At 45.2% G+C, this 11,727-nt stretch carries 9 protein-coding genes and 5 tRNA genes; all 14 read left to right on the top strand.

The features are described from left to right. Window positions 1–15: 15 nt before the first annotated feature. Window positions 16–88 (top strand) — tRNA-Thr (locus VMW01_05000). Between the two features lie 10 nt (window positions 89–98). Then, window positions 99–181: transfer RNA gene (locus VMW01_04995), tRNA-Tyr, on the top strand. An 18-nt stretch (window positions 182–199) separates the two neighbouring features. Beyond that, window positions 200–272: transfer RNA gene (locus tag VMW01_04990), tRNA-Gly, on the top strand. A 10-nt stretch (window positions 273–282) separates the two neighbouring features. Next, a tRNA-Thr gene (locus tag VMW01_04985) sits at window positions 283–354 on the top strand. Window positions 355–410: 56 nt separating this feature from the next. Then, entirely contained in the window at window positions 411–1,598 is a 1,188-nt protein-coding gene (tuf, locus tag VMW01_04980) for an elongation factor Tu (protein ID HUW05595.1), read from the top strand. A gap of 47 nt (window positions 1,599–1,645) precedes the next feature. Continuing rightward, window positions 1,646–1,718 (top strand) — tRNA-Trp (locus VMW01_04975). A gap of 19 nt (window positions 1,719–1,737) precedes the next feature. Continuing rightward, on the top strand, window positions 1,738–1,929 hold the full coding sequence (gene secE, locus VMW01_04970; protein HUW05594.1) for a preprotein translocase subunit SecE: 192 nt from the start codon (window positions 1,738–1,740) through the stop codon (window positions 1,927–1,929). Window positions 1,930–1,944: 15 nt separating this feature from the next. After that, window positions 1,945–2,496: a transcription termination/antitermination protein NusG gene (gene nusG / locus VMW01_04965; GenBank protein HUW05593.1), complete on the top strand. Its 552-nt coding sequence runs from the start codon at window positions 1,945–1,947 to the stop codon at window positions 2,494–2,496. Between the two features lie 24 nt (window positions 2,497–2,520). After that, a complete protein-coding gene (rplK, locus tag VMW01_04960) occupies window positions 2,521–2,958 on the top strand; it encodes a 50S ribosomal protein L11 (GenBank protein HUW05592.1) in 438 nt (145 codons plus the stop codon). 22 nt (window positions 2,959–2,980) lie between these two features. Continuing rightward, window positions 2,981–3,676, top strand: a complete 696-nt coding sequence (rplA, locus tag VMW01_04955) for a 50S ribosomal protein L1 (GenBank protein ID HUW05591.1) — start codon at window positions 2,981–2,983, stop codon at window positions 3,674–3,676. Window positions 3,677–3,704: 28 nt separating this feature from the next. Continuing rightward, a complete protein-coding gene (rplJ, locus tag VMW01_04950; protein HUW05590.1) occupies window positions 3,705–4,223 on the top strand; it encodes a 50S ribosomal protein L10 in 519 nt (172 codons plus the stop codon). A 36-nt stretch (window positions 4,224–4,259) separates the two neighbouring features. After that, on the top strand, window positions 4,260–4,634 hold the full coding sequence (rplL, locus tag VMW01_04945) for a 50S ribosomal protein L7/L12 (protein ID HUW05589.1): 375 nt from the start codon (window positions 4,260–4,262) through the stop codon (window positions 4,632–4,634). Between the two features lie 98 nt (window positions 4,635–4,732). After that, window positions 4,733–8,548, top strand: coding sequence for a DNA-directed RNA polymerase subunit beta (gene rpoB / locus VMW01_04940; GenBank protein HUW05588.1), 3,816 nt, complete (start codon window positions 4,733–4,735; stop codon window positions 8,546–8,548). Between the two features lie 90 nt (window positions 8,549–8,638). Continuing rightward, window positions 8,639–11,727 (top strand): DNA-directed RNA polymerase subunit beta' (rpoC, locus tag VMW01_04935; GenBank protein HUW05587.1); only part of this gene is annotated, 3,089 nt, incomplete at its 3' end.

Genomic DNA, 11,727 nt, shown 5'->3' with positions numbered 1-11,727 from the left:
AATACCCGTCGACGCGCCGGCGTAGCTCAGCGGCCAGAGCAGCTGATTTGTAATCAGCAGGTCGCGGGTTCGAACCCCGCCGCCGGCTAGAGAAAGCCGGGGAGGTACCCAAGCGGCCAACGGGGGCAGACTGTAAATCTGCTGGCGTACGCCTTCGTAGGTTCGAATCCTGCTCTCCCCACTTTTTTTGTGCATTATTGCGGGAGTAGCTCAGTCGGTAGAGCATCAGCCTTCCAAGCTGAGGGTCGCGGGTTCGAGTCTCGTCTCCCGCTCTGATGTTTTGCCAGTGTAGCTCAGGGGTAGAGCGCTTCCTTGGTAAGGAAGAGGTCATGGGTTCAATTCCCATCACCGGCTCAAGTTTTTTTGTGGTAAACCTTCAAAGATTATCAAACTATCTAATATTTTGAGTTATGGCTAAAGAAAAATTTGACAGGAGCAAGCCGCACGTTAACATAGGTACCATTGGACACGTTGACCATGGAAAGACCACTCTTACGGCGGCCATCACTACCGTTCTTGCAAAGAAGGGCTTGTCTGAAGTAAGAAGTTTCGATTCCATCGACAATGCTCCTGAAGAAAAAGAGCGTGGTATCACTATTAACACGGCTCACGTTGAGTATCAGACTGCTAACCGTCACTACGCTCACGTTGACTGTCCAGGTCACGCTGACTACGTTAAGAACATGGTTACTGGTGCTGCTCAGATGGACGGTGCAATCCTTGTTGTTGCCGCTACCGATGGTCCTATGCCTCAGACTCGTGAGCACATCCTGCTCGCCCGTCAGGTAAACGTTCCTCGTATCGTGGTATTCCTGAATAAGGTAGACATGGTTGACGATCCTGAAATGCTCGAACTTGTTGAAATGGAAGTTAGAGAACTGCTTACATTCTATAAATTCGACGGTGATAACGCTCCTGTAATTAGTGGCTCTGCCCTTGGCGCACTTAACGGTGAAGCAAAGTGGGAAGAAAAGGTTATGGAGTTGATGGATGCAGTTGATACATATATTCCTATTCCTCCACGTGAAAACGAGAAACCTTTCTTGATGCCTGTTGAGGACGTATTCTCCATCACCGGTCGTGGTACCGTTGCTACTGGTAGAATCGAAACCGGCGTTGTTAAGGTTGGGGAGGAAGTTTCCATCATTGGTCTTGGTGATGCACCTAAAAAATCAGTAGTTACCGGAGTTGAAATGTTCCGTAAGCTGCTCGATACTGGTGAAGCTGGTGACAACGTAGGTCTTCTCCTGCGCGGTATTGACAAGAAGGAAATTCGTCGTGGTATGGTTATTGCCAAGCCAGGATCAATTACCCCTCACACCAAATTTAAGGCAGAGGTTTACGTTCTTAAGAAAGAAGAAGGTGGACGTCACACTCCATTCCACAATAATTACCGTCCTCAGTTCTACATTAGAACTCTTGACGTAACTGGTGAGGTTCAACTTCCTGAAGGAGTTGAAATGGTAATGCCAGGTGATAACATTTCAGTTACTGTTGAACTCATCACTCCTGTTGCTATGGCTGCAGGTCTACGCTTCGCTATCCGCGAGGGTGGTAGAACAGTTGGTGCTGGTCAGATTACCGAAGTTCTTCAATAATTAAAGGCAATACAATGGGGTAGGAGAGATTCTTCTACCCTAACCTTACGGGTGTAGCTCAGTTGGTAGAGCATCGGTCTCCAAAACCGAGTGTCGGGCGTTCGAGTCGCTCCTCCCGTGCAACGATGAAATACTTGCTATGAAGATTAATTTATATTTGAAAGAGGCCTATAACGAGCTTGTTCACAAGGTGACCTGGCCAACCTGGAAAGAGTTACAAAACAGTGCAATAGTTGTCATGATTGCTTCCCTTCTTATTGCAATTGTTATACTCGCCATGGACTTGACTTTTAAGAACCTGATGCATGCGATTTATAGCCTGCTTTACTAAACAATGGGGGTTATCATGAGCGAGGGTGATAAGAAATGGTATGTTCTGAGAGCGATTGGGGGGAAGGAAAAGAAGGTAAAGGAATATATCGAAAGTGAGGTTAATAGACTTAACCTCCAGAATTTTGTGACCCAAGTTCTTATCCCTACTGAGAAGATTTACCAGATTCGTAACGGTAAAAAGATCAGTAAGGAGAGAATTTTTTACCCTGGATATATTTTAATCGAGGCTGCGCTAGTGGGAGAGATTCCGCACATGTTGCGAAACGTCCCTAACGTCATTGGTTTTTTGGGTGATGCCAAAGGAACTGGTGACCCTACTCCACTTCGGCAAAATGAGGTGAATAGAATACTCGGTAGAGTAGATGAGCTTACTGGGGGGGAAGAAGAGTTGACAACTCCTTACTTTGTTGGTGAAACCGTTCGAGTAATCGATGGTCCATTCAACAGCTTCACCGGATCCATTGAGGAGGTGAATGAGGAGAAGAAGAAGTTAACCGTAATGGTTAAAATCTTTGGAAGAAAGACCCCGCTAGAGTTAGGCTTTATGCAAGTAGAAAAAGAGTAATAATTTAATAAGAGGCAATCAACTATGGCTAAGGAAGTTGCTGGATTGATTAAGCTGCAAATCAAAGGTGGAGCAGCCAACCCATCACCACCCGTAGGACCCGCACTGGGCTCTAAAGGGGTGAACATTATGGAGTTCTGCAAGCAGTTTAACGCCAGAACTCAGGATCGCGCCGGCAAAGTGTTACCGGTTATCATTACTGTATACTCTGACAAGTCTTTTGACTTTGTTGTAAAGACCCCTCCCGTTGCCGTGCAGCTGTTGGAAATTGCTAAGTTAAAATCAGGCTCGGCCGAACCAAACCGAAATAAGGTTGCCTCCGTTACGTGGGAGCAGGTTCGCCAAATTGCACAAGATAAAATGCCCGATTTAAACTGCTTTACCATCGAATCTGCTATGCGAATGGTTGCTGGAACTGCCAGAAGTATGGGTATCACCGTTAGCGGCGAATTCCCTGGTTAGTAACGAAAAAAATTCTTTGAAAATGACGAAAGTTTCCAAGAATAAGAAGATTGCACTTTCCAAGGTTGAAGCTGGTAAAGTATACAAGCTCTCTGAAGCAGCTGAATTGGTTAAGGAACTTACCTATACCAAATTTGATGCATCAGTGGATATTGATATACGGCTCGGTGTTGACCCTCGAAAGGCAAATCAAATGGTTCGTGGAGTGGTTACACTACCTCACGGAACCGGTAAGGATGTTCGCGTATTGGTTCTTTGCACCCCCGAAAAGGAGCAAGAAGCAAAGGACGCTGGTGCTGACTTTGTTGGTCTTGATGAGTATATCGAAAAGATTAAAGGTGGTTGGACAGACGTTGACGTGGTTATAACCTCGCCAAATGTAATGGGTAAGGTTGGGGCGCTTGGAAGAATTCTTGGACCTCGCGGCTTAATGCCTAACCCCAAAACCGGGACAGTAACCATGGAAATTGGTAAGGCTGTTACTGATGTAAAAAAGGGTAAAATCGACTTCAAAGTTGACAAGTTTGGTATTGTGCACTCTGGCGTTGGAAAAGTATCCTTCTCTGCTGATAAAATCATCGATAATGCTCATGAATTTCTCAGCTCTGTGATCAAATTGAAACCATCTGCTGCTAAAGGTACTTATGTTAAGAGCATATACCTCTCTAGCACCATGAGTCCTGGTATTCAGATTGACCCCAAGTCGATCGCTGAGTAGTTTTAAACGAAAAAGGCTGATTTGAACCATGAGAAAGGAAGATAAAGGCAAGATTATTGAAAGCTTAGCTGAGCAAATTCAGGGAAGCACTCATTTTTACCTTGCCGACATAGGAGACCTTAACGCCACTGTTACAGCGGAACTCAGGAGAAAGTGCTTTGAAAAGGAGATCAAGTTGGTGGTTGTAAAGAACACCCTCTTGCGTAAGGCACTAGAAAAGATTAACTTTGAACATTCCGAAATTTTCGATGTTTTGTCTGGGCATACTTCTATTATGCTTAGCAATACCGGAAATGGACCTGCCAAGTTGATAAAGGACTTTGCAAAGAAGTATAGCAAACCCGTTCTTAAGGCTGCTTACGTTGAAGAATCAGTGTATGTTGGTTCTCAAAATCTTGACGCCCTTGTCAACATTAAGTCCAAGGAAGAGGTTATTGGCGATGTTATTGCGCTGTTGCAATCACCTGCACGCAATGTTATAGCTGCGTTACAATCAGGTGGGCAAAAGTTAAGTGGGGTTGTTAAAACCCTATCCGAAAGAGAGTAAACTAGTAAGAATTAATTTTTAAAAATCGAAGGAAAAATGGCTGATCTTAAAAAGTTTGCAGAAGACTTGGTAAATCTGTCTGTAAAGGAAGTAAACGAGCTTGCTAAGATTCTGAAGGACGAGTATGGAATTGAGCCCGCTGCAGCTGCTGTAGCTGTTGCCGGTCCAGCTGCCGAAGGTGCTGCTGCTGTTGCTGAAAAAACAACTTTTGATGTTGTTCTTAAAGCTGCTGGTGGAGCAAAACTTCAAATCGTAAAGTTGGTTAAGGAAATTACCAACCTCGGATTGAAGGAAGCAAAGGAACTCGTTGACGCAGCACCAAAGCCAGTAAAAGAAGGTGTTTCGAAAGAAGAAGCTGAATCTATTAAAGCACAACTCGAAGAAGCAGGAGCCGAAGTTGAACTTAAATAGCATTTACCTAAAATGAGGTCTTAGGGGTTTAGAATCTACCTAGTAGATTCTAAGCCTTTTTGTTGTTTATTAGTTTCAGTTCAACTAATCCGGAAACAATGTCTCTACAGCATATAAGCGAACGCATTAGCTTTGCTTCCACAAGAAAAAGGTTGGAATATCCCGACTTCCTGGAAATTCAGCTGAAGTCATTTAAGGATTTTTTTCAACTTGGGACTGCCCCCGAAAACAGGAAAAACGAAGGGCTTTATCGTGTATTTGCGGAAAACTTCCCCATTACCGATACCCGAAATAATTTCGTTTTAGAGTTCCTCGACTACTATATCGATCCCCCTCGGTATTCTATTGAGGAATGTTTAGAGCGAGGCCTAACCTATAGTGTTCCACTTAAGGCGAAGCTCAAACTCTACTGTACCGATCCTGAACACGAGGATTTTGATACGGTAGTGCAGGATGTTTATCTTGGAACAATACCCTATATGACCCCTCGCGGTACCTTTGTAATCAACGGTGCTGAGCGCGTGGTTGTATCGCAGCTTCATCGCTCGCCGGGTGTGTTCTTTGGTCAAAGCATCCATGCCAACGGTACTAAACTCTACTCCGCTAGAATTATTCCTTTCAAGGGATCTTGGATTGAGTTTGCTACTGATATCAACAACGTGATGTATGCATACATCGATCGGAAAAAGAAGTTGCCGGTTACTACGTTGTTGCGCGCAATCGGCTACGAAAGCGATAAAGACATTCTTGAAATCTTTGATCTTGCAGACGAGATTAAGGTTTCTAAGGCAAGCCTTAAACGATACGTTGGTCGTAAGCTTGCAGCCCGTGTTCTGAAGTCATGGATTGAAGACTTTGTTGACGAAGATACCGGAGAAGTTGTTTCTATTGAGCGTAATGAGGTAATTATCGACCGTGAAGTAGTTCTGGAGAACGAACACGTTGAGGAGATCCTCGAGGCAGGCACCAAGTCAATCCTGCTGCATAAGGAAAATCACAATATCTCCGACTACGCTATCATATACAATACCCTTCAAAAGGACCCTTGTAACTCTGAGAAAGAGGCTGTTATTTACGTATATCGCCAACTTCGTAACTCCGAACCACCCGATGAAGCCACCGCTCGTGACGTTATCGACAAGCTTTTCTTTTCGGATAAGCGCTACGATTTGGGGGATGTGGGTCGTTTCCGTATCAACCGGAAGTTAAATCTGGAGATTGGTCCCGATGTTAAGGTTCTTACTAAGCCCGATATCATTGCCATTATCAAGTACCTTATTGAGCTTATTAACTCTAAGGCCGATGTTGATGATATTGACCACTTAAGCAACCGTAGAGTTAGAACAGTTGGTGAGCAGCTTGCCAACCAGTTTAGCGTTGGCTTGGCTCGTATGGCAAGGACCATTCGTGAGCGTATGAATGTACGCGATAACGAGGTCTTTACCCCAATCGATCTTATCAACAGCAAGACCCTCTCCTCGGTTATTAACTCTTTCTTTGGAACGAACCAGCTGTCGCAGTTCATGGATCAAACCAATCCTTTGGCCGAAATGACGCACAAGCGCCGTTTATCTGCCTTAGGACCAGGCGGTCTATCGCGAGAGCGCGCCGGTTTCGAAGTTCGAGACGTTCACTACACTCACTATGGCAGGCTTTGCCCAATTGAGACCCCTGAAGGTCCCAACATTGGTCTTATCTCCTCGCTATGCGTATATGCAAAGATTAATCCACTTGGATTTATAGAAACGCCTTACCGAATGGTGGAAACCGGAAAGGTTGACCTTACGGATGAGGGAATTATTTACCTGAGCGCTGAGGACGAAGAAAAGAAAATTATCGCGCAGGCTAATGCTCCTATCGATAGCGATGGACGTTTCTCAAACCCTAGGGTTAAAGCACGTTACCAAGGTGATTTCCCTCTTTCTGAACCAGAAGAGGTTAACCTTATGGATGTTGCACCTAACCAGATTGCCTCCATTGCCGCATCGCTCATCCCGTTCCTTGAGCACGACGACGCCAACCGTGCGTTGATGGGCTCGAACATGATGCGCCAAGCAGTGCCGGTAATTAACCCAGAAGCTCCTATTGTAGGCACCGGACTCGAAAGTTCGGTTGTTAAAGATAGCCGTGTTCAGGTTGTGGCTGAGGGCGATGGCGTTATCGACTTTGTAGATGCAAACGAGATAGTGGTAAAATACGATATGACAGACGATGAGCGCTTCGTTAGCTTTGAAACAGATATCAAGCGTTATCGACTTCCTAAATATCTAAAAACCAACCAGAATACCTGCATCAACTTAAAGCCAATGGTTCGTAAGGGCCAGCTGGTAAAGGCAGGTGATATTCTTTCGGAAGGCTATGCCACCAGGGGTGGTGAACTTGCCCTCGGACGTAACCTTAAAGTGGCCTTTATGCCATGGAAAGGCTATAACTTCGAGGATGCAATTGTGCTTTCGGAAAGAATTGTTCGGGAGGATATATTCACCTCTATCCATGTGGATGAATACATCATGGAGGTTCGCGACACAAAGCGCGGAATGGAGGAACTAACATCCGATATCCCCAACGTTAGTGAAGAGGCCACCAAGAATCTTGACGAAAATGGCTTGATTCGAGTTGGCGCTAATGTTGAGCCTGGAGATATTCTTATTGGCAAGATTACTCCCAAGGGCGAATCCGATCCTTCACCGGAAGAGAAGTTGCTTCGGGCAATCTTTGGCGATAAGGCGGGTGATGTTAAGGATGCTTCTCTAAAAGCTTCCCCTTCACTCCACGGAGTTGTAATCGACAAAAAGCTCTTCTCTCGCGCAGTAAGGGATAACAAAAAGGGTAAAGTTTCGGAAAAGACCCTGTTAACCAAGATTGACGAGGAGCTGGAGCGGAACGCACACGTTATTAAGGATGTTTTAATTGATAAGCTCTTCTCGCTTGTCAACGGTAAAACATCTCAGGGTGTGTACGATTACTACCATGCGGAAATAATCCCCAAAGGCCAGAAATTTACACAGAAGCAGCTCTCAGAGGTCGATTACTTGAACATCAATCCAAATAAGTGGACTACCGATAAGGCAAAGAATGAGCAAATTAGGGCACTTATTCATAACTATATTGCTAAGTTCAAGGCATACGATGCTGAGCATAAACGTAAGAAGTTCAACGTAACTATTGGCGATGAACTTCCAACGGGCATTATTCAGCTGGCAAAGGTGTATATAGCCAAGAAGCGGAAAGTTAAGGTTGGAGATAAGATGGCAGGTCGCCACGGTAATAAGGGTATTGTTGCCAAAATTGTCCGTGACGAAGATATGCCATTCCTCGAGGATGGAACCATTGTTGACATTGTGCTCAACCCACTAGGTGTGCCTTCACGTATGAACCTAGGACAGATTTACGAGACCGTTTTAGGATGGGCTGGTAAAGAGTTAGGTATGCGTTTTGCAACTCCAATTTTTGATGGTGCTACCCTCGACGATATTACCAAGTATACCGACAAAGCAGGTATTCCTCGTTATGGGAAAACATACCTGCGCGACGGTGGAACAGGTGAACCATTCGATCAGCCGGCTACCGTGGGCATCATTTACATGCTCAAGTTAGGTCACATGGTTGATGATAAGATGCATGCTCGTTCTATTGGACCATACTCTCTTATCACCCAGCAACCTCTTGGCGGTAAAGCGCAATTTGGAGGTCAGCGATTTGGTGAAATGGAAGTTTGGGCACTGGAGGCTTTTGGTGCATCACACATCTTGCAGGAAATCCTTACCATTAAGTCTGACGACGTTATTGGTAGGGCCAAAGCATATGAAGCTATTGTCAAAGGAGAGGCAATGCCTACACCAGGAATTCCGGAATCACTCAATGTGCTTATCCATGAACTCCGAGGTCTAGGTTTGAGCGTCAACCTTGATTAACGCTTTATTTGACGTTAGATCTTCTGCTGCCGGGAGTTTTTCCGGCAGCCATTTCCAGTAAATGACTCGTTAACTTCATTAAGAAAAAATATGTCATTCAGGAGAGAAACAAAGCTTAAGAGCAACTTTACCAAAATCTCCATTGGGCTTGCATCGCCCGAAGAGATACTGGAGCGTTCCAGTGGGGAAGTCCTCAAGCCTGAAACCATTAACTACCGTACCTATAAACCCGAAAGGGATGGTCTTTTCTGCGAACGCATTTTCGGACCCGTTAAGGATTTCGAATGCCATTGCGGAAAGTATAAACGCATACGCTACAAAGGTATCGTGTGCGACAGGTGTGGTGTTGAGGTTACCGAAAAGAAAGTGCGCCGTGAAAGAATGGGGCATATCAACCTTGTGGTACCAGTTGCCCATATTTGGTATTTCCGTTCTCTTCCAAACAAGATTGGCTATCTACTTGGCTTGCCAACCAAAAAACTTGATGCCATTATTTACTACGAACGATATGTGGTAATTAATCCAGGTATTAAGGCCATTGATGGAATTAAGTATCTCGACTTTCTCACAGAAGAGGAGTATTTAGAGATACTTGAATCGCTGCCAAAGGAAAACCAGCACCTTGACGAAACTGACCCCAATAAGTTTATGGCGGGGATGGGAGCAGAGGCAATTGCCAAGCTTCTTGAGCGCATCGACCTCGATGAGCTTTCATACACCCTTCGTCATAAGGCCAATACCGAATCTTCACAGCAGCGTAAAGCAGATGCACTTAAGCGCTTACAGGTAGTTGAAGCCTTTAGGGAGTCTCGAAATGTAAATAAACCGGAGTGGATGATTTTAAAAGTTGTTCCGGTTATTCCACCCGAGTTGCGTCCCCTTGTGCCGCTGGATGGTGGTCGTTTTGCCACCTCCGACCTCAACGACCTTTACCGCCGTGTTATTATTCGTAACAACCGGTTGAAAAGGCTTATTGAGATCAAGGCCCCTGAGGTTATTCTTCGTAACGAAAAGCGTATGCTGCAGGAAGCTGTTGATTCACTTTTCGACAACTCACGCAAGTCCAATGCCGTTAAAACCGATGCAAATCGCCCTTTGAAATCCCTCAGCGACAGCTTAAAGGGTAAACAGGGACGATTCCGTCAGAACTTGCTCGGTAAGCGCGTTGACTACTCTGCTCGTTCCGTAATTGTTGTTGGTCCTGAACTTAAGCTAAGCGAATGCGGCCTTCCAAAAGATATGGCTGCTGAGCTCTATAAGCCGTTTATCATCCGTAAGCTCATTGAGCGCGGAATTGTTAAGACCGTTAAGTCAGCAAAGAAAATTGTTGATCGGAAAGATCCTGTAGTGTGGGATATTCTCGAAAACGTGCTGAAGGGGCATCCGGTTCTTCTAAACCGTGCGCCTACGCTTCACCGTTTAGGTATCCAAGCATTCCAGCCAAAGCTTATCGAGGGCAAGGCTATTCAGCTTCACCCTCTGGCTTGTACAGCATTCAATGCCGACTTCGATGGAGACCAGATGGCAGTTCACCTTCCACTTGGTAATAACGCGGTGCTTGAGGCTCAAATGTTAATGCTTGGATCACACAATATCCTAAATCCTGCAAACGGAGCACCTATCACCGTTCCTTCGCAGGATATGGTTCTTGGTTTGTATTACATTACCAAACCACGCAAGGGTGCCAAGGGCGAAGGACTCGTTTTCTACTCGGCTGAGGAGGCAACTATTGCCTACAACGAAGGTGCTGCAGAATTACATGCCATTGTTAAGGTAAAGGTTGAAAATAGTGTTGATGGGGTGGTTACTTCAGAGATGATCGAGACCACCATTGGCCGAATTATCTTCAACCAAGTTGTGCCTGTTGGAATGGGATATATCAATACCCTGCTGACCAAAAAGTCTCTTCGCGATATCATTGGTAACGTGTTAAAGAAAACAGGTGTTGCTGCAACTGCAAAATTCCTTGACGATATCAAGAACCTTGGATACCATATGGCCTTCAAGGGTGGCTTATCCTTTAACCTCGACGATGTTATTATTCCAGAGGAAAAGGTTCAGTTGGTTCAGGAAGGTTATGAGCAGGTTGATGAGGTGATGAATAACTACAACATGGGTTTCATTACCAACAACGAGCGGTACAATCAGATTATCGATATTTGGACACATACCAATGCAAAGCTTACCCAAATCCTGCTTAAGCAGCTGGCTGAGGACAACCATGGCTTTAATTCGGTATACATGATGCTCGACTCTGGGGCGCGTGGATCGAAGGAGCAGATTCGTCAGCTCTCCGGTATGCGTGGTCTTATGGCAAAACCACAGAAGTCAGGTTCAGCCGGTTCTGAGATTATTGAGAACCCTATTCTTGCCAACTTCAAGGAGGGATTGTCGGTTCTTGAGTACTTTATTTCAACCCACGGTGCACGTAAAGGTTTGGCCGATACTGCTCTTAAAACAGCGGATGCAGGTTACCTCACCCGTAGGTTAGTGGATGTTTCGAATGATGTTATCATTACAGAGGATGACTGTGGTACGCTTCGTGGTCTTGCGGCAACTGCCATCAAGAATAACGAGGAGGTAGTAGAGTCCTTAACTGAAAGAATCCTCGGTAGAACCACAGTTCACAACGTTTACCATCCTCTTACTGGAAAGTTAATTGTTGAGTCTGGAGAGGAGTTGACCGAGGAAATTTGTCAAGAGATTGAAGATTCTCCAATTGAACAGGTGGAAATCAGGTCTGTGCTCACTTGCGAGTCGCGTAAAGGTGTATGCGCAAAGTGCTACGGACGAAACTTGGCAACTGGCCGCATGGTTCAGATTGGTGAAACTGTTGGTGTTATTGCTGCTCAATCCATTGGAGAGCCAGGTACTCAGCTTACATTACGTACTTTCCACGTTGGGGGAACGGCCTCGAGCATCGCTGCAGAGAACCGTATTATTGCCCGCTACGATGGTAGAGTTGAAATCGATGAGTTGAGAACTGTTTCAAAGATCGATGAGGTTGGTGCAAAAGTCGATGTGGTAATTGGCCGCCTTGGTGAATTCCGTCTTGTTGATAAAAATACAGGAATTACTCTCTTTACCCATAATATTCCTTATGGCGCTAAGCTCTACATGAAGCCTGGTCATGAGGTTAAAAAGGGTGAGCTCATTTGTGAGTGGGATCCTTATAATGC

This window comes from Williamwhitmania sp. (genome assembly GCA_035529935.1).
Classification (GTDB): Bacteria; Bacteroidota; Bacteroidia; order Bacteroidales; family Williamwhitmaniaceae; genus Williamwhitmania.
Note: the sequence above shows the minus strand (reverse complement) of the source record. Positions and strands in the feature narration are given on the sequence as shown.